The organism is Streptomyces sp. NPDC090108 (assembly GCF_044747185.1).
Lineage (GTDB): Bacteria > Actinomycetota > Actinomycetes > Streptomycetales > Streptomycetaceae > Streptomyces.
On the sequence record NZ_JBIVDQ010000006.1, the window covers coordinates 401443 to 419849 of the forward strand.

The window sequence follows — 18407 nt, forward strand, 5'->3', positions numbered from 1 at the left end:
TGAGCGTTTCCGGGCCGGGCTAGGTTGAGGACCATGGCTTCCACACAGGGCGCAGAGGTGCTGGTCGCGTCCAACCGCGGCCCGGTTTCGTACGAGCTGAGCCCCGAGGGCGACGGCGGGACGCTGCGCGCCAGGCGCGGCGGCGGCGGTCTGGTCTCGGGGCTGTCGGCCATCGGGCCGGACACCGACGCGGTATGGGTGTGCGCCGCGCTGGGCGACGGCGACCGGGAGGCCGTACGGCGTGCGGCGGGCGGGCTGCTGCCGGCCGAGGACACCGGCGGGCAGCGGGTGCGGATGCTCGGCATCGACGCCGGCGTGTACGCCGACGCCTACAACGGCATCGCCAACTCGGCGCTGTGGTTCGTCCACCACATGCTCTACCAGACCCCGCTGGAGCCGGTCTTCGACGCGGAGTTCCGCCGGCGGTGGGAGTCCTACCGCGCCTACAACCGGGCCTTCGCCGAGGCGCTCGCCGAGGAGGCCGCCGAGGGCGCGGCGGTGCTGATCCAGGACTACCACCTGGCCCTGGCCCCCCGGATGCTGCGGCAGCTGCGGCCCGACCTGCGCATCGGGCACTTCTCGCACACCCCGTGGGCGCCGCCGGACTACTTCCGGCTGCTGCCCGACGACATCGCGGCCGAGCTGCTGACCGGCATCCTCGGCGCGGACCGGGCGGCGTTCCTGACCCGCCGGTGGGCGGACGCCTTCACCGCCTGCTGTCACGACGTACTGGGCCCGGGCATCCCCTCGGGGACGCGGATCGGGGTGCACGGACTCGGAGCCGACGCGGACTTCCTGCGCGAGCGCGCGCACCGGGCCGACGTGGCGGAGCGGATGGCCGCGCTCCGGGAGGAGATCGGCGAGGGGCGCCGGACGATCGTGCGGGTGGACCGCACCGAGCTGTCCAAGAACATCGTGCGCGGGCTGCTGGCCTACCGGCAGCTGCTGGCGGACCACCCCGAGTGGCGCGAGCGGGTCGTGCACGTCGCGTTCGCCTACCCCTCGCGGCAGGACCTCGCGGTGTACCGCGCGTACACGGACGAGGTGCGACGGGTGGCGCAGGAGATCAACGGGGAGTACGGCACCCCGGACTGGACCCCGGTCGTCCTCCACGTCAAGGACGACTTCGCCCGCTCCCTGGCCGCCTACCGGCTGGCCGACGTGGCCCTGGTCAATCCCATCCGGGACGGCATGAACCTGGTCGCCAAGGAGGTGCCGGTCGTCTCCGACGAGGGGTGCGCGCTGGTGCTCTCCCGGGAGGCCGGGGCGTACGAGGAGCTGGGCGACGACGCGGTCGTGGTGAACCCGTACGACATCACGGGCACGGCCGAGGCGCTGCACGAGGCGCTGGCCATGCCCGCGGGGGAACGCGCCGAGCGCTCGAAGCGGCTGGCCGCGGCCGGCACCGCGCTGCCCCCGGCCCGGTGGTTCCTGGACCAGCTGGAGGCGCTCGGCCGGTGACGGCCCGGCGCGCCCCGGCGCGGACGCCGCCGGCCCGCGCCCGGCGCCCGCACGCCCGGGCGGGCCGTACGGCGGCTCACTCCATGTGGGCCGCCAGGGCGCGCAGCAGCGCCACGACACCGCCGGGTCCGTCGACCACGAGGTCGGCCCGTTCGGCGAGCTCCGTCACCTCCGCGCTGCCGCTGCACACGAGGAGACCGGGGACGCCCTCGGAGCGGAGCTTTTCCACGGCGGCGTAGGCGGGCAGATCGCCGAGGTCGTCGCCCGCGTAGAGCACGGACTCGGCGCCGACGGCCCGGACGTGGTCGATCAGGGCGACGCCCTTGTCCATGCCGGGCGGGCGGAGTTCGAGGACCAGGCGGCCGGGCTCCACGATCAGGCCGTGCCGGGCGGCGAGACCGGCGAGCGGTTCGCGCAACGCCTCGAAGGCGGCCTGCGGGTCGTGCGCGCGGCGGGTGTGGACGGCGAGGGCGCGGCCCTTCTCCTCGATCCAGGTGCCCTGCCAGGCGCCGACGCTGTCCAGGAAGCCGGGCAGTTCGGCGCGGGCGGCGGCCACCCCGGGGTGCGGGGCGGGGGCGGTGACGGTACCGGTGACGGCGTCCCAGCGTTCGGCGCCGTAGTGGCCGAGGACGACGAGGTGCTCCAGGCCGGGGACGCCCGCGAAGCCGCCGTGCCGGACCGCCACCCCGGGCGGGCGGCCGGTGACCACGGCGACGGAGGCCACCTTCGGGGCGAGCTCGGCGAGCGCGGGCACGGCGCCGGGGTGGGCGCGGGCCTGGTCGGGATCGGCGACGATCGGGGCGAGCGTGCCGTCGAAGTCGAGGCCGACCGCCGCGGTGCGCGGCTCCGCGAGCAGCGCCCGCAGTCCGTCCCGGCCGGCCTGGGTCACGGGGACCGGCAGTGGATCCACCGGGTTGGTCGAGTCCGTCACATGGATGCCCATGGGGCGACACTATCCGCGCGGTGCCGCCCCTACGCCCGGGTTGCCGGCGCTGTCTCAGCGTTCGGAACGGCGTGCGTCACGGACCCGGCGCAGGCGGTTCACCGTCACCGGATCGTGTGCCAGCGCCCGCTCGTCGTCCAGCAGCGCGTTGAGCAGCTGGTAGTAGCGGACCGGGGCGAGGCCCAGCTCCTCGCGGATCGCCCGCTCCTTCGCGCCGGGGCCGGGAAAGCCCCGGCGCTCCAGCGCGAGGATCGCCTTCTCCCGGCTGCCCAGTTCCATGCGGCCCACCGTAACGCCGGACACCGACAGCCGGCTCAGTTGACCGCGCTGCTGTCCGCGGTGGTCGCCTGGGCCTGGAGGCGGGTCAGCAGGCCGGCGGGGCTGGCGCCGGGGCTGAAGGCCTGGCCCATGTCCTGCTTCACGGCCGCGCTGACCTCGGACCAGGAGGTCTTGCCGGTGGGGTAGAGCTGGGCGCCGGGCAGCTGCGCGAGGAAGGGCCGCAGGGCCTTGTCCTTGGGCGCTTCCGAGGCGTTCAGGGCGCTGGACGCCGAGTTGGTGACCGGAAGCTGGCCGAACTCGCGGGAGAAGTCGAGGACGTTCTTCTGGTCGTACACGAAGTCGAGGAAGCTGCCGATCTGCTCGGCGTGCCCGTTCTGCTTGAAGGCGGTCATCCAGTCGGTGACGCCCATCGAGGACTTGGGCGCGCCGGTGCGGCCGGGCAGCGGGACCGTGCCGAACTTCACGCCCTTCGCCTCGGCCTCCTGCATCAGCATGGGGTGACCGTCGAGCATGCCGACCTGGCCGTCGGTGAAGGCGGCGAAGGCGGCGGCGCGGTTGAGTTTGCCGGGGGCGACCGGACCGGTCAGGCCCTTGTCGACGAGCTCGTCCTTGAGCCAGGTGAAGGTCCGCGTGTTCTGCACGGAGTCGAGGGTGTAGGTGCCGATGTCGTCGGTGTAGCCGCTGCTGCCGGCGAGCATCCACTGCATGGTCTCGGCCTGGGCCTCCTCGGGGCCGAGCGGCAGCGCGAACGGGTACTTGACGCCCTGCTGCTTGAGCGCGCGGGCGTCGGACGCCAGCTCGTCCCAGTCGCTGGGCGGGGTGATGCCGGCCTTGTCGAACAGGGACCTGTTGTAGAAGAGCACGCGCGTGGAGGCGGCGAAGGGCATGCCGTACTGCTCGTGGTTCCAGCGGCCCGCGTCGGCGAGCTCGGACAGGAAGTCGCCCTGGGTGGAGATGGAGAGCAGGTCGGAGGCCTGGTAGAGCTTGCCCTCGGACGCGTAGTCGGCGTAGGAGCCCATCTGCGCCATGTCGGGGGCGTGGCCGGCGTCGACCATCTCCTTGACCTTGCGGTCGACGTCGCTCCAGGAGTAGACGCTGACCTGGACCTTGATGCCGGGGTGCTTGGCCTCGTAGGCACCGACCAGCGAGTCCCAGTACTTCTGGGTGCTGTCGGACGTCAGCCTGCTGTAGTCGGCGGCCACCAGTTTCAGGGTCACGTCGGAGGACCCCGTGCTCCCGCAGCCTCCGAGAGTCGCCGCCATGCCCAGTGCGGACACCACCGCGATCGTTCCTGCCGTTCCCCGACGCACCGTCAAATCCCCAGTTCTGCTGTTCTGCTGTACGACTGTCCGCTATCCGGACCCTTAAGGTCTACACCAAGAGAGTGGACTAGACCTCTCGCGGGTAGGGGGTCACACTGGGCGCGTGAGACATGTCATCGCCCTGGACGTCGGCGGCACCGGGATGAAGGCCGCCCTGATCGGCGAGGACGGCACGCCGCTGCACCGTGCCCGCCGGCCCACGGGCCGCGAGCACGGACCCGAGGCGGTGGTCGGGAACATCCTCGGCTTCGCCGCCGAACTGCGCGCGTACGGCGTCGAGCACCACGGCGGGCCCGCCGCCGCGGCCGGCCTCGCGGTCCCCGGCATCGTCGACGAGGAGAACGGCGTCGCCGTCTTCGCGGCCAACCTCGGCTGGAAGGACGTGCCCCTGCGCGACCTGCTCGCGCGGCGGCTCGGCATGCCCGCCGCCCTCGGCCACGACGTGCGCACCGGCGGCCTCGCCGAGGGCCGGCTCGGCGCGGGCCGGGGCGCCGACCGCTTCCTGTTCGTCGCGCTGGGCACCGGGATCGCCGGCGCCATCGGCCTGGACGGCCGGGTGGAGGCGGGCGCGCACGGCTTCGCGGGCGAGATCGGGCACATCGTCGTACGGCCCGGCGGCCTCGCCTGCCCCTGCGGACAGCGCGGCTGCCTGGAGCGGTACGCCTCCGCCGCCGCCGTCGGCGAGGCCTGGGCGGCGGCCCGCGGGGAGCCGGGCGCGGACGCGGCCGGCTGCGCCGAGGCCGTCGCCGCGGGCGACCCCGACGCGTCGCGGGTGTGGCGGCGGGCGGTGGACGCGCTCGCCGACGGCGTGGTCACCGCCCTCACCCTGCTCGACCCGCGCACCCTGATCGTCGGCGGTGGCCTGGCCGAGGCGGGGGACGTGCTGTTCCGTCCGCTGCGGGAGGCCCTGGACAGCAGGGTCACCTTCCAGCGGATGCCCGCCGTCGTCCCGGCCGCCCTCGGTGACGGCGCGGGCTGCCTGGGCGCGGGCCTGCTGGCCCGGGACCTGCTGACGACCACCCCTACGACCTCGGAGGTAAGCACCTGATGGGCAGCGAACGGCACGGCGAAGCCACCGGGGCGTCACCCGGAGCGCGGGGAACCGCGCGACCGGCCCCCACCGGCCCGGGACGCACCGGGCCCGGTCGCACCTGGGCCGGTCACACCGGGCCGCAGGTGCTCACCGGCGGGAAGGTGGTGCTTCCCACCGGCACGGTGACGGGCGGCCAGGTGGCCGTGGACGGCGGCCGCATCGCCGCCACCGCCCCGGCCGGCGCCCGGGTGACCGACGTGTCCGGGTACTGGGTGCTGCCCGGCTTCGTCGACCTGCACTGCCACGGCGGCGGCGGGGCCTCCTTCTCCGGGAGCGCCGAGGACGTGCTGACCGCCGTCCGCACCCACCGCGCGCACGGCACGACCACGCTGGTGGCCTCCACCGTCACCGACGAGATGGACCTGCTGGTGCGGCAGGCGGGCCTGCTGAGCGAGCTGGCCGAGCAGGGGGAGATCGCCGGCATCCACTTCGAGGGGCCGTTCATCTCACCCTGCCGCAAGGGCGCGCACTCCGAGTCGCTGCTGCGCGAACCGGACCCGGCCGAGGTCCGCAAGCTCCTCGACGCGGCGCGCGGCCAGGCCCGGATGGTGACCCTCGCCACCGAACTGCCGGGCGGCATCGACTCCGTACGGCTGCTCGCGGAGTCCGGGGTGATCGCGGCGGTCGGGCACACCGACGCCACCTACGAGCAGACGGCCGAGGCCATCGACGCGGGCGCCACGGTCGCCACCCACCTCTTCAACGCGATGCCCGTCCTCGGGCACCGCTCCCCCGGGCCGGTCACGGCCCTGCTGGAGGACGAGCGGGTCACCGTCGAGCTGATCGACGACGGCACCCATCTGCACCCGGCGGCGCTGAAGCTGGCGTTCCGTCACGCGGGTCCCGGCCGGGTCGCGCTCATCACCGACGCGATGGACGCGGCCGGTTCGGGCGACGGGCGCTATCTGCTCGGACCGCTGGAGGTCGAGGTCAGCGAGGGGGTGGCGCGGCTGGTGGAGAACGGTTCGATCGCGGGCTCGACGCTGACCCTGGACCGGGCGTTCAAACGGGCGGTGACGGTCGACCGGCTGCCGGTGGAGGACGCCGTCACGGCCCTCTCGGCCACCCCGGCCCGCGTGCTCGGCCTGGACGACCGCGTGGGCTCCCTGGAACCGGGCAAGGACGCGGACCTCGTCCTCGTCGACGAGAACTTCGACCTCAAGGGCGTGATGCGCAGGGGCGAATGGGTGATTGCGCCCCGACTGCCCTGATCCGTACGCCACTTCACCGGGCGCCGGCCGGACCGCGCACTGGGCCGGCCGCTCCGTCTTTGGCATGATCGGGCCTTCGGGAACCGAAGCACGTCATGCGAGGGAGGCAGGGCCGGTGATCCTCACGGTCACGCTGAACACCGCTCTCGACATCACCTACCGCGTGCGGTCCCTGCGGCCGCACGCCTCGCACCGCGTCTCCGACGTGGCCGAACGCCCCGGCGGCAAAGGGGTGAACGTGGCCCGGGTGCTGGCCGCGCTCGGGCACGAGGTGACGGTCACCGGGCTGGTGGGCGGCGTCACCGGCGACCAGGTGCGCGAGCGGCTCGCGCACACACCGGGGCTGACGGACGCGCTGATGCCGGTCGCCGGCACGACCCGGCGCACGATCGCCGTCGTGGACGCGCTCTCCGGCGACACCACCCAGCTGAACGAGCCGGGCCCGCAGATCGGTCCGGCCGAATGGGCCGCCTTCCAGGGCTTCTACGGCGAACTGCTGCGCTCCGCCTCGGCGGTGGCCCTCTCCGGCAGCCTCCCGCCGGGCGTCCCGGTGGGCGCGTACGCGGGCCTCATACGCACCGCGCGGGCCGCCGGCGTCCCGGTCCTGCTGGACACCGACGGGGAACCCCTGCGCCGCGGGGTGGCGGCCCGCCCCGACATCATCAAGCCGAACACGGAAGAACTGGCCGAACTCACCGGCGCCCACGACCCGTTGCGCGCCACCCAGGACGCCCGCCGCCGGGGGGCCCACGCGGTGGTGGCCTCGCTGGGCGCGGACGGCCTCCTGGCGGTGACCCCGGAGGGCCACTGGCGCGCGGCCCCGCCCACCCGCCTTCGCGGCAACCCGACGGGAGCGGGGGACGCGGCGGTCGCGGGCCTGCTGTCCGGCCTGGTGGAGAACCTGCCCTGGCCGACCCGCCTGGCCCGGGCCGCCGCACTGTCGGCAGCGGCCGTACCGGCACCGGCGGCCGGAGAGTTCGACCGAGCGGTCTACGAGAAACTCCTGGTGCGCGTGGCGGCGACGGCTGCGTGAAGGCCGTGCGGCCCTCGCCGCACACGCCTGGAACAGCGGTCTGGCCGAGAAACGCCCTACCCCGTCATGACGGCTGGATGATCGAATGAACACTTGTTCGCCGCATTGACCAAGAGCGAACAGAACTCAGAATCGGGGACTCCATGATCACATTCAAGAAGACTCTGACCACGGTGGCCGTGGCCGCCGCGCTGCTGGGCGGCGCCTTCGCCACGCCGGCCGCAGCGGCTGATCCGAACACCTGCCCGAAGGGCAAGTTCTGCGGATGGTCGGGGACGAACAGGACCGGCACCAGGACCGTCTACTCCGAGACGCCGGGCTGTATCCCCCTCGACCACATCGCCAAATCCGTCTCGAACCAGACCTCCTACACCCTGGTCTTCTGGCACGCCACCCTCGGCTGCGCCACGGGCAGCAAGCTGGTCACCCTGAAGCCGGGCACCTACTCGGACAACCCCGGCAGCGCCAACTCGGTCGAGATCTACGGCTGAGGTACGGCAGCAGCGCTCCGCCCGTGGCAGGAACGGCCGTGCGGGGTGCCTGATGCGATACCGGGAACGCTCGACAGCCGCCGGAGGCCAACGCCTCCGGCGGCTGTCGTACTTCTACTTGGTGATGTAGAACTGGTCCAGGACGGCGTTGCACTGGTTGCCATCATTGCAGGCGACCACGATCGTATTGGTGCCCTTCGTCAGATTGACGTTGGCCCACGTGGTCTTCCAGCCCTTCTCCCAGTCACCCGCGGGAGTGCCGCCGAAGTTCTTCATGTTCAGCGGCTGGGTGTTCGCCTCACCGTTGACCAGCAGGGTCGCGTTGGCATCCGCACCCGGAACGCCATAGCGCACGTACAGGCGGTAGGTACCGGCCTTCTCGATGCCGTTGACGGTCCACGTGGCCTTCGCCCCGACCTGGTTGAAGCCCGACACATACGTGCCGCCCACCGCCTTGGAGCCCTTGAACTCCGACGTCTGGATGGCACCGCCGTCCAGCTTCAGGTCCTTGGCGTCTGTCTTCGGCAGCTCACCCGCCGGGGCCGCGCTGCTGCTCGACGCCCTCGGGGCCGCGCTCTGGGACTGGCTCGGGTCAGCACCGGCCTGGTCGCCGGACTTGTCGCCGTCCGAGTCGTCGCCCATCATCGCGAAGCTGATGCCGATGACGACGGCGGCGACCACCGCGATCGCGCCGATCAGCAGACCCTTGGTGTTGGGGCCGCGGCGGCCGCCGCCGGCGGGGGCCATGGCGCGCCGGCCCGACGGGGCACCGCCGCCCGGGTTCTCGGGGGCCTGGTAGGGGGCGCTGTTCGGCCGGCCGTAGGCGCCCTGCTGCTGCGGGGCGGGCGGCTGCTGGCCGTACTGGCGCTCACCGACCGTGCGCACCCGGCTGACCGCGTTCGGATAGCCGTAGCCACCGGAAGGCGGCTGGGCACCCCTGGCCTGTCCGTCGGCGTAGAGGTAGCCGAACGGGTCGTCGTCCTCAGGCGTGTTGGCGCCGTTGTCGCCGGACGTCATCCCTTGTACTCCTCAGCAGTGCGGGCGGATGCGGGTAAGCGTGTGGAATGGCGAGCCTACCCCCATTGAGTGACCCGAACAGGTGACTCAACTCGCTTCAACCCGCTGACCTGCACATCATCCGGCACGCCGATGCTGTTTGGGACGAGATCGTTTCTCTACGTACATCCGCTCGTCAGCGGACTTCAACACTTCGTCCGCAGTCATCCCGCAGTGCGCCCAGCCGATGCCGAAGCTGGCACCCACCCGGACGGCCCGGCCCTCGGCCCGGATGGGCTGGATGATCTCGTTGCGCAGGCGCACCGCGAGGTCCTGGGCGTCGGCCTTGCCGAGGCCGTCGGCGAGGATCACGAACTCGTCGCCGCCGAGCCGGGCGACCGTGTCGCCGTCCCGCACCCCCCGGCTGAGGCGATGGGCGACCTCGATGAGGACCGCGTCGCCGGCGTTGTGGCCGAACCGGTCGTTGATCGACTTGAAGCCGTCCAGGTCGCAGAAGAGCACCGCCAGGCCCTTGGTGCCGTCGTCGCGGCCGTCCTCGGGGGCGACCGTGTGGACGTGGTGGTCGAAGGCGCCGGGAGCCTCCGCGCCGGGCGCGAAGTCGAAGCCGTGGCCGGCGGGCGCGTCGAAGGCGGGGTGGCCGTAGGCCGCGTCCAGGGAGTCCAGGTCACCCGGCCGGGCCGAGCGCCGGCAGAGCCGGGCCGACAGGCGCGAGCGCAGCTCGGCGGAGTTCGGCAGGCCGGTGAGGGAGTCGTGGGAGGCGCGGTGGGCGAGCTGGAGCTCGCGGCGCTTGCGCTCCTCTATGTCCTCGACGTGGGTCAGCAGGAAGCGGGGTCCGTCGGCGGCGTCGGCGACGACGGAGTTGCGCAGCGACACCCAGACATAGCTGCCGTCACGGCGGCCGAGGCGCAGCTCGGCCCGGCCGCCCTCGGCGGAGGTGCGCAGCAGGGTGCCGACGTCCTCGGGGTGGACGAGGTCGGAGAAGGAGTAGCGGCGCATCGCGGAGGCGGGCCGGCCCAGCAGCCGGCACAGGGCGTCGTTGGTGCGCAGGATGCGGCCGTGCTGGTCGCCGCCCATCTCGGCGATGGCCATGCCGGAGGGGGCGTACTCGAAGGCCTGCCGGAAGCTTTCCTCACTGGCGCGCAGGGCCTGCTGGTCCCGCTCCAGGCGGACCAGGGCGCGCTGCATGTTGGACCGCAGCCGCGCGTTGCTGATCGCGATGGCGGCCTGGAAGGCGTACATCTGGAGGGCCTCGCGGCCCCAGGCGCCGGGGCGGCGGCCGCCCCGCGGCCGGTCGACGGATATGACCCCGAGCAGTTCCCCGGAGGAACCGCCGCCGTGCACGCCGGGCGTGAACATCGGCGCGAAAAGACGGTCCGCGGGGTGCCACTCGTCCTCGAAGCGGGGCTCGGGCCCCTCGGTGAACCACTGCGGGACGTCGTCGTCGTCGAGGACCCAGCCCTCGGTGTGCGGAATGAAGACCAGGTCGCCCCACTCCTCGCCCATGGCGAGGCGCCGGTCCCAGGACTCGCGGGAGCCGACACGGCCGGTGATCAGGGCCTCGGCAGCGGAGTTCCCGGAGAACGCGGCGACGACGAGGTCGCCGTCGGGCCGCACCAGGTTGACGCACGCCATCTCGTAGTTGAGGGCGTTGACCACGCCGTCGGCGACCGTCTGCAGCGTGTCCGCCAGGCTGCGCGCCGTGTTCATGTCGGCCATGACCTGGTGCAGCTGCCGGAGGGACGCAAGACGGACATACGGTTCCGACTCGGTCTCCATACTTGCCCTCCCCCCGAGTCCTCGCAGCGAATCAAGGGTCCTCTTCGGCCTCTCCGCCACTGAATCACAGCGCGCTCCCCACTCGGTACACAGGGTCAACAATTCCTGCCCCTTGTGACTCAAGTCACAGCAGAACATGAACAATTGAGTGGAGTTTCCGCGCTTTCCCTGTGCGTTTCCCGAACGCAAGGTTTGTGATCGTGCGCACAATATGCGCGAATCGTCCACACCACTGGTCCGCTGGTCCTAGGACCCGCTTCGGGCGAAGGCCCGATGCGGCGCGTGCGGACGGGAGATTAGCGTTTCCGGCGTGCTGAACACTTCCTCCCCCACCGCCACCCTTGCTTCCGGGCATGCTGAAGGGGTGAGCAACGACGAGTTCCGGGGCGCGCTGTCCCGGCTGGCCGACGGTGTCGTCCTGGTGACGGCGCAGGAGCCGTCGCTGGACCCCGACGACCCGCACGCGCCGGGCATGGAGGACGCCGGCATGACCGCCACCGGCTTCATGTCGGTGTCCCTGGACCCACCGCTGGTGCTGGTCAGCCTGCGCGAGGGCTCCCGCATGGACGACCTGCTCGCCGAACAGCCGCTGTGGGCGGTCTCGGTGCTCGCCGAGAACCAGCGGCAGATCGCGGGCCGCTTCGCGATGAAGGGCCGCATCAGCGACCGTCTGCTCTTCGCCGACCTCCCCCACGTGCGCGGCGAGGTCAGCGGCGCCCCGCTGATCGACGGCGCGCTGGCCACCCTGGAGTGCCGCACCGAGCAGCGCGTGCCGGCCGGCGACCACACCCTGGTCATCGGCCGGGTCCTGACCGCCCGGGTACCGGCCACCGAGGGCGGACCGCTCGTGTACTTCCGGGGGCGGTACCGGCAGCTGGGGTGACCGGACGTCACGCGCGACACGGTCCCGCCGCGCCGTCGCACCGCCGTCCCGCAGAACCGTGCCACCGCCCCGCAGAACCGCCGTGCACGGCTGTGTCACCGTCCCCGCCGTGCACCGCCGTGGCACCGTCCCGCCGCACCGCCGCCCCGCGGCCGCGGGCCGTGAGCCGCGCGGTGGCTACGTCCAGCCGCGCCCGGAGCGGCCCCGCTTGGTGTCCGAGCGCTGCTTCTTCTCACGCAGCCGCCGCTCGTTGATGCCGCGCGGGATGCGGGTGGGGCGGCGGGGCCTGGGCGGGGGCGCGGTGGCCTCGGCGAGCAGGGCCGCCAGGCGTACGGCGGCCGCCTCACGGTTGCGCCACTGCGAGCGGTGCTCGGAGGACCGTACGACCACGACCCCGTCCACCAGACGGGACGCCAGGCGCTCCAGCGCCCGCTCCTTCCACACCGGCGGCAGCGCCTCGGTGGCGGCCAGGTCGAAGCGCAGCTCCACCTGGGAGTCGCTGGTGTTCACGTGCTGTCCTCCTGGACCGGAGGACCTGGAGAAACGCCACGTCAGCTCGGCCTCGGGGAGCGAGACCGAACCACGGATGAGATGAGGGCCGGACATACCTCCCATGTTCCCGGTCCGGACGGTCCCGCGTCACCCCGATTTCCGGGCGGGTAAAAAAGGTAAAGGAGCCCGGAACCACCGGCACCCCCCTCGACGTTCAACCCGGTGACGGTACTTTCGTCGGCACAGACACCCAAAAGGGAAGGGACTCCCATCATGGCTGTAAGCCTGTCCAAGGGCGGCAACGTCTCGCTCACCAAGGAGGCTCCGGGCCTGACCGCCGTCACCGTGGGCCTCGGCTGGGACGTCCGCAGCACCACCGGTACGGACTTCGACCTGGACGCCTCCGCCATCGCGGTGAACACCCAGGGCAAGGTCTACTCCGACGCCCACTTCGTGTTCTTCAACAACAAGCAGACCCCGGACAGCACGATCGTCCACACCGGTGACAACCGCACCGGCGAGGGCGCCGGCGACGACGAGGCCATCAACGTCAACCTGGCCGCCCTCCCGGCCGACGTGGACAAGGTCGTCTTCCCGGTCTCCATCTACGACGCCGAGAACCGCGGCCAGAACTTCGGCCAGGTCCGCAACGCCTACATCCGCATCGTGAACCAGGCCGGCGGCGCCGAGATCGCCCGCTACGACCTCTCCGAGGACGCGGCCACCGAGACGGCCATGATCTTCGGCGAGCTGTACCGCAACGGCGCCGAGTGGAAGTTCCGCGCCGTCGGCCAGGGCTACGCCTCGGGCCTGGTGGGCATCGCCCAGGACTTCGGCGTCAACGTCTGACGGACGTCCGCGCGACCGCAGGGGCTCCCGGACGCCGGCGCGTCCGGGACCCCGCCGCGCGCGACGGCGGGCCACCGGTCCGCCGTCCGGCCCCCGGGCCCACGCCGGTCCGCGCCACGGGCCACTGCCGGGCCACCGCCGGCCCGCGCTACCGTGCCCGCGTGATCCTGCGCCCTCTGCCGCGCGGTGGCGCCCTGCCGGCCCCGCTGCTCGCCGAACTGACCGCCCTGTACGCCTCGCAGGCCGAGTTCCACGCCCTCAGCGGCGACTTCCCCGACCCCTCGGACATCCGCCCGGAGCAGGTCGAGGCGGCCCTCGCCGGTGAACTCGCCCACCCGGACGCGGAGGTGCTGCTGGCGCACGTCCCGGATCCCGGCCCGGACCCGGCGACCGACGCCCCTCCCGGTGAGCGGCTGGTCGCCCTCGCCGTCACGCTGGCCCACCACCCGGACCCGGCCGACCCGGACCCCTGGATCGGGCTGCTGATGGTCGGCGCGGCCGAGCAGCGCAGGGGCTACGGCCGCACGGTGGCCACCCTGGTCGAGGACCGCTTCCGGGCCGCGGGCCGCGACGCCGTACGGCTCGCCGTCCTCGACGGCAACACCAGGGGGACCGCCTTCTGGACCGCCCTCGGCTACCGGGCCGTCGCGCACCGCCCCGACCGTGCCCTCGGCCGCCCCTGCACCGTCCTGCGCAAACCGCTGCGCGCGCCGGGAACGGACCTCTGAGAGCGCGGTCACCGGTGTGCGACCGGGAACACGGCAGTCCCCCCGGACCTCGATTCCCTGAACCCCGATTCGCTGAACCCTGTTTCGCTGAACCCCGATTCCCCGAACCGCGCTTCCCCGGGCGCCGGTCACGGACGGGACGGCTTGCCCTCCCCGTACAGCCAGACCTTCCAGATCTGCGAGAAGTCCACGCCCGGCGCCTTCCCGCCGACGTAGGCGGTGAAGTCGGCGGTGCTCGCGCTGCCGTGCCGGCGGGCGGCGGCCCAGCCCCGCAGGAGCGCGAAGAAGGCGCGGTCACCGGTCTTCTGACGGATCTTCTGCAGCACCATCGCCCCGCGCCCGTAGACGGGGGTGCCGGAGATGAACGCGGCGCCGGGCGGATTCGCGGGCGGGAAGTCCCACAGGGAGTCGTCGTGTCCGCGGTAGAGGTCGTCGAAGGCCTGCTGGGCGCTGCGGCCGCCGTGGTCCTCCATGTACAGCCACTCGGCGTAGGTGGCGAAGCCCTCGTTCAGCCACATGTCCTGCCAGCCGCGCGGGGTCACCGAGTCGCCGTACCACTGGTGGGCGAGTTCGTGCACGAGCGTGGAGGTGTCGGGGGCGCCGGGGAAGACGGGGCGGGTCTGGGTCTCCAGGGCGTACCCGGCGTCACCGGGGCGGTCGACGATCGCCCCGGCGGAGGAGAAGGGGTACGGCCCGAAGCGGCCCTCCGCCCACGCGAGGACGCCGGGGATCTTCGCGAGGGCGGGCCCGGCCGCCGCGGCCTCGGCGGGGTCGACGGCGGTGATGACGGGCAGGCCGTGCGGGCCGGTGGTGCGGGCCATGCCGTAGTGGCCGATGGCGACCGTGGCGAGGTAGCTCGCCATGGGTTCGGGCGCGTGCCAGGCGAAGGTGGTGCGGCCGCCCGCGGTGGAGCGGCCGGCCGGTTCGCCGCCCGAGACAGCCTCCAGTCCGCGGGGGACGGTGACCGTGATGTCGTACGACGCCTTGTCGGAGGGGTGGTGGTTGCCGGGGAACCAGGCCATGGAGCCGACCGGCTCGCCGAGGCCGAGCGCGCCGTCGGCGGTGCGCAGCCAGCCCTCCTTGGAGCCGTCGGGGTCGGTGAGGGTCTGCGGGGTGCCGGAGTAGCGGACGGTGGTGCGGAACGTCTCGCCCGCGCGCAGGTCGTCGTGCGGGCGGACGGTGAGTTCCTGGCCGGTGCGGTTCCAGCGGGCGTCCTTGCCGTCGACGGTGACCTTCTCGACGCGCAGCCCGGTGAGGTCGAGGTCGAACGCGGACAGGCCGCGGGTGGCGCGGGCGGTGACGACCGCCGTGGCGGCGAGACGGCGGTCGGCCGGGGTGTAGTCCAGGGTGAGGGCGTAGTGGCCGACGTCGTACCCGCCGTTGCCCGCCCTCGGGAAGTACGGGTCGCGCAGACCGGAGCCGCCGGGGGTGCCGTGGACACCGCCGTCGCACGCGGTGCCGGTGAGGACGAGCGCGCACAGCACCGCGGCGGCTCGGACCAGGGGGCGTCTCCTCGGGGAGCCCTCCCGTGGGCGCGCGGATCCGGACATGCCGGCGATCTTAGGGGGTGGCATGCCGGTCTCCGTGGATCAGGCCGCGGCGTCGGGGCCCCGGGGTGCGGAAGGTAGGGGGGAGCCGGGCGTGACACCATCTGTTGCGTGCTCGACATCGGCTACGCCCTCGCCAACCGCTTCCCGGACCCGCCGCAGACGGACTACCGCCGCGCCGACGCCCGCGCGCTGCGGCACGACCTGTTCTGCGGGGACGTCTATCTCGCCGACACCAAGACGGACCGGGAACTGTCCACAGCCTGGGGATGGGTGCCGGTGCTGGACTTCGCGTGGGCGCTGTGCGACATCGTGGAGCAGCTGGACAAGGACCCCATGGGCTCGCGCGCCGCGCGCCCGCAGCACGCGGAGCTGGACTTCACCGAGTCCACCGACCGGATGCTCTTCGAGCGCCGCTTCGGCTGGGTGGACATCGCCTCCGACTGGCTCCCGGCCGAGGAGTCGCCGCTCAGCTTCTCCCACGCCGAACTCCGGCGCGAGGCCCGCGACTTCCTCCACGATCTGATCGCGGACCTGACCGATCTGCACGAGGAGCTGGCGGAGAACCCGGTGATCTGGGACCTCCAGGCCCGCTTCCCCCGCCTGCCCTGAGCTCGCGGGCGGGCGCCGCTCAGTCCTCCACCCTGATCCCCAGTTCCGCCGCGAGGGCCGGCGCCAGATCCAGCAGCTGCCCGGTGCCGATCACCGCTCCGGCCAGCCGGCCGAGGCCCCGGGTGATCTCCAGGGGCGCGGCCCCGCGCAGGTCCACGTCCTTCAGGACGGCCCCGCCGAAGTCGGCCTCCCTGAGCGCGCAGTCCACGAACTCCACCCGTTCCAGACGGGCACCGGCGAAGTCCGGTTCGACCAGCACGCAGGACTCGAAGACGACGTCCTTCAGCCGGGCCTCGCGGAAGTTGAGGAAGTCGAGCTTGCCGCCCCGGAAGACCACGCGTTCCAGCACGGCGCCGTGGAGCTGGGCGCCGCCCAGGCGGGCGTCGGCCACCTCGACGTCACGGAACGTGGCCTCGGCCAGATGGGTGCCCACCCCCTTGGGGGCGGTCAGGACCGAGTCCAGGAACCGGGCCCGGCCCAGGGCCGTCTCGTCCAGCGCGCAGCCCGTCAGCGCGCAGTCCATGAACCGGGCGCCCGCCCCGTCCTGCCCCGCCAGGTCCGCCTCCCGCAGCTCCAGTCCGTCGTAGTCGCCGTCGGGCTCCAGCTCCCCGTCCGCCCAGGGCCGCAGCTCCGGAAGCCGCAGCTCGGGACGCCGCGCGCCCTTCACCCCGGTCCGCGCACCCTTCACCCCGGTCCGCGCACCCGCCCGTGTGTCCGTCCGCACCGCCGCACCGCCCGTACCCGTCGCTCGCCTCGCCATGGCCCCATGCTGCACCCCGCCACCGACAACGCGTCCGGCCCGCCCCGCCCGCGCCGCCCGCGCCGCCCCACGGGCAGGAGCGGGGACCGGGACGTCCGGCGGCGCGGACCGGGACGTCCGGTGGCTCGGACAGGGATTTCCGGTGGCTCGGACAGGGATTTCCGGCGGCGCGGACCGGGATTTCCGGCGGCGCGGACCGGGATGTCACAGTCCCGGCCGCCCTGTCGTCCGTCCTGCGAGAACGCGGTCGCTCACGGGGGCACCGCACGTCGTTGGAAAGGCGGCGCCGCACCATGGAGAAGCAGTCCCGCACCCCTCTTCACCCGGATGCAGTACGTCCCGATCCGTGGTCTTCTGGCCAGATGGACGACGGCCGGACGAGTGATCAGCCCCAGCCGCGCACGGAGGCCGGGGCACCCGATCCACACCGCTGGTGGGCCCTCGTCGTCATCGCGCTGGCCCAGCTGATGGTGGTCCTGGACGCGACGATCGTGAACATCGCGCTCCCCTCCGCACAGCATGATCTGCACATGTCGGACGGCAACCGGCAGTGGGTGATCACCGCCTACTCGCTCGCCTTCGGCGGTCTGCTCCTGCTGGGCGGCCGGATAGCCGACCTGGTGGGCCGCAAGCGCACCTTCGTCATCGGCCTGACCGGCTTCGCGCTCGCCTCCGCGCTCGGCGGGGGCGCGACCGGCCCCGCCATGCTCTTCGGCGCCCGCGCCCTCCAGGGCGCCTTCGCCGCCGTCCTCGCGCCCTCCGCGCTGTCCCTGCTGACGACCGCCTTCACCGACCCGCGGGAACGCGGCAAGGCCTTCGGCGTCTACGGCGCCCTGGCCGGCAGCGGCTCGGCCATCGGCTTCATCGTCGGCGGGCTGCTCACCCAGTACCTGAACTGGCGCTGGTGCCTGTACGTCAACGTGCCCATCGCGGTCCTCGCGGTCGCCGGAGCCTTCGCCCTGCTGCGCGACCGGCCGGGCGCCCGCGGTGCCCGGCTCGATGTGCCCGGCGTGCTCCTCGGCTGCGGTGGCCTGGTGGCCGTCGTCTACGGCTTCAGCGAGGCCGAGCCGCGCGGCTGGACCGACCCCCTGGTCCTGGCCCTGTTCGCGGGCGGCGCGCTGCTGCTGGCCGCCTTCGTGTGGTGGCAGACCCGGGCGCCCAGCCCGCTGCTGCCGCTGCACATCGTCAGGGACCGCGACCGGGCGGGCTGCTTCCTGACCATGACGCTCGCGGTGATCGGCATGTTCGGGCTGTTCCTGTTCATGACCTACTACCTCCAGGTCATCCTCGGCTACTCGCCGGTCAGGGCCGGTCTCGCGTTCCTGCCGCTGACCGCCGCGATCATCGCCGGCTCGACCCAGATATCGGCCCGCCTGCTGGGCCGCGTGCCGCCCCGGCTGCTCATGGTGCCCGGCCTGCTCCTGGCCGTCGCCGGACTGCTGCTGCTCACCCGGATGCGGGTCGGCTCCTCCTACACCACCGAGATCCTGCCCTCCCTGCTGCTGCTCGGGCTCGGCATGGGCCTGACCTTCATGCCGATCTTCGCCACCGCCACCGCCGGTGTCGCCCCGCGCGACGCCGGGGTCACCTCGGCGACCGTGAACACCGCCCAGCAGGTCGGCGGCTCCATCGGCACGGCCCTGCTCAACACCATCGCCACCACCAGCAGCGCCGCCTACATCGCCGCGCACGTGCGCCGCCCGGCCGACCGGGCCGTCGTCCTCCCCGAGGGCGTGGTGCACGGCTACACGGTGGCCATCTGGTGGGCGGCCGGCGTCATGCTGACGGCGGCCCTGACGGCGGCCCTCCTGATCACGGCCAAGGCCCCCGGCCACAGCACCCGGGCCAGCACCCCGGTGACGGAATCGGTCGGCTGAGCCCGCGGGTAGACGGACGCCCCGGCAGGAGCG

18 protein-coding genes are annotated in these 18407 nt (G+C 73.1%); 10 read left to right on the forward strand and 8 right to left on the reverse strand.

Translation table 11 applies throughout. From position 1 onward, the window contains the following. The first annotated feature begins 33 nt into the window (after window positions 1-33). Complete coding sequence (locus tag ACIPRD_RS23380; protein WP_401565625.1) at window positions 34-1461, forward strand: trehalose-6-phosphate synthase; 1428 nt, start codon at window positions 34-36, stop codon at window positions 1459-1461. A gap of 76 nt (window positions 1462-1537) precedes the next feature. On the opposite strand, the gene otsB is transcribed toward ACIPRD_RS23380, so the two are convergent. The 3 genes from otsB to ACIPRD_RS23395 are packed head-to-tail and all read right to left on the reverse strand — an operon-like array spanning window position 1538 to window position 3963. Further along, window positions 1538-2404, reverse strand: a complete 867-nt coding sequence (gene otsB / locus ACIPRD_RS23385) for a trehalose-phosphatase (RefSeq protein WP_356404590.1) — start codon at window positions 2402-2404, stop codon at window positions 1538-1540. 54 nt (window positions 2405-2458) lie between these two features. After that, the gene (locus tag ACIPRD_RS23390; protein ID WP_356404588.1) at window positions 2459-2683 is read right to left on the reverse strand and encodes a DUF3263 domain-containing protein; all 225 of its coding nucleotides are present in this window, start codon (window positions 2681-2683) and stop codon (window positions 2459-2461) included. Window positions 2684-2718: 35 nt separating this feature from the next. Then, entirely contained in the window at window positions 2719-3963 is a 1245-nt protein-coding gene (locus ACIPRD_RS23395) for an ABC transporter substrate-binding protein (protein WP_401565629.1), read from the reverse strand. A gap of 145 nt (window positions 3964-4108) precedes the next feature. Here ACIPRD_RS23395 and ACIPRD_RS23400 point away from each other — a divergent pair, with 145 nt between their 5' ends. The 4 genes from ACIPRD_RS23400 (at window position 4109) to ACIPRD_RS23415 (ending at window position 7833) form a co-directional block, all read left to right on the forward strand. Continuing rightward, complete coding sequence (locus tag ACIPRD_RS23400; RefSeq protein ID WP_401565632.1) at window positions 4109-5053, forward strand: ROK family protein; 945 nt, start codon at window positions 4109-4111, stop codon at window positions 5051-5053. Between the two features lie 128 nt (window positions 5054-5181). Beyond that, window positions 5182-6309, forward strand: a complete 1128-nt coding sequence (nagA, locus tag ACIPRD_RS23405; protein WP_401565635.1) for an N-acetylglucosamine-6-phosphate deacetylase — start codon at window positions 5182-5184, stop codon at window positions 6307-6309. A gap of 115 nt (window positions 6310-6424) precedes the next feature. Further along, window positions 6425-7342 (forward strand): 1-phosphofructokinase family hexose kinase, encoded by a 918-nt coding sequence (locus ACIPRD_RS23410; protein WP_401565637.1) that lies wholly within the window; start codon window positions 6425-6427, stop codon window positions 7340-7342. A gap of 143 nt (window positions 7343-7485) precedes the next feature. Continuing rightward, entirely contained in the window at window positions 7486-7833 is a 348-nt protein-coding gene (locus tag ACIPRD_RS23415) for a peptidase inhibitor family I36 protein (RefSeq protein ID WP_401565639.1), read from the forward strand. A 114-nt stretch (window positions 7834-7947) separates the two neighbouring features. On the opposite strand, the gene ACIPRD_RS23420 is transcribed toward ACIPRD_RS23415, so the two are convergent. After that, window positions 7948-8850, reverse strand: a complete 903-nt coding sequence (locus ACIPRD_RS23420; protein ID WP_401565642.1) for a carbohydrate-binding protein — start codon at window positions 8848-8850, stop codon at window positions 7948-7950. A gap of 117 nt (window positions 8851-8967) precedes the next feature. Then, window positions 8968-10626 carry a diguanylate cyclase CdgB gene (cdgB, locus tag ACIPRD_RS23425; RefSeq protein WP_356404575.1) on the reverse strand — a complete coding sequence of 553 codons (1659 nt, stop codon included), beginning with the start codon at window positions 10624-10626 and terminating at the stop codon, window positions 8968-8970. Between the two features lie 310 nt (window positions 10627-10936). On the opposite strand from cdgB, the gene ACIPRD_RS23430 reads away from it, so the two are divergent. Then, window positions 10937-11509, forward strand: a complete 573-nt coding sequence (locus ACIPRD_RS23430; protein ID WP_356404573.1) for a flavin reductase family protein — start codon at window positions 10937-10939, stop codon at window positions 11507-11509. Window positions 11510-11686: 177 nt separating this feature from the next. Here the strand turns inward: ACIPRD_RS23430 and arfB are convergent, their stop codons facing one another. Beyond that, window positions 11687-12124, reverse strand: coding sequence for an alternative ribosome rescue aminoacyl-tRNA hydrolase ArfB (gene arfB / locus ACIPRD_RS23435; protein ID WP_356404571.1), 438 nt, complete (start codon window positions 12122-12124; stop codon window positions 11687-11689). Window positions 12125-12274: 150 nt separating this feature from the next. Here arfB and ACIPRD_RS23440 point away from each other — a divergent pair, with 150 nt between their 5' ends. Both ACIPRD_RS23440 and ACIPRD_RS23445 read left to right on the forward strand, forming a co-directional pair. Next, complete coding sequence (locus tag ACIPRD_RS23440) at window positions 12275-12850, forward strand: TerD family protein (RefSeq protein ID WP_356404569.1); 576 nt, start codon at window positions 12275-12277, stop codon at window positions 12848-12850. A gap of 161 nt (window positions 12851-13011) precedes the next feature. Then, window positions 13012-13578 (forward strand): GNAT family N-acetyltransferase, encoded by a 567-nt coding sequence (locus ACIPRD_RS23445; RefSeq protein WP_401565645.1) that lies wholly within the window; start codon window positions 13012-13014, stop codon window positions 13576-13578. A gap of 128 nt (window positions 13579-13706) precedes the next feature. Here ACIPRD_RS23445 and ACIPRD_RS23450 read toward each other — a convergent pair whose 3' ends face one another. Continuing rightward, entirely contained in the window at window positions 13707-15128 is a 1422-nt protein-coding gene (locus tag ACIPRD_RS23450; protein WP_401565648.1) for a M1 family metallopeptidase, read from the reverse strand. 108 nt (window positions 15129-15236) lie between these two features. Between ACIPRD_RS23450 and ACIPRD_RS23455 the strand changes: the two genes are divergently transcribed. Next, entirely contained in the window at window positions 15237-15737 is a 501-nt protein-coding gene (locus tag ACIPRD_RS23455; RefSeq protein WP_356404563.1) for a hypothetical protein, read from the forward strand. A gap of 19 nt (window positions 15738-15756) precedes the next feature. Here ACIPRD_RS23455 and ACIPRD_RS23460 read toward each other — a convergent pair whose 3' ends face one another. Next, window positions 15757-16497, reverse strand: a complete 741-nt coding sequence (locus tag ACIPRD_RS23460) for a pentapeptide repeat-containing protein (RefSeq protein ID WP_401565652.1) — start codon at window positions 16495-16497, stop codon at window positions 15757-15759. A gap of 362 nt (window positions 16498-16859) precedes the next feature. On the opposite strand from ACIPRD_RS23460, the gene ACIPRD_RS23465 reads away from it, so the two are divergent. Then, window positions 16860-18374, forward strand: coding sequence for an MFS transporter (locus tag ACIPRD_RS23465; RefSeq protein ID WP_401565654.1), 1515 nt, complete (start codon window positions 16860-16862; stop codon window positions 18372-18374). Window positions 18375-18407 lie beyond the last annotated feature (33 nt).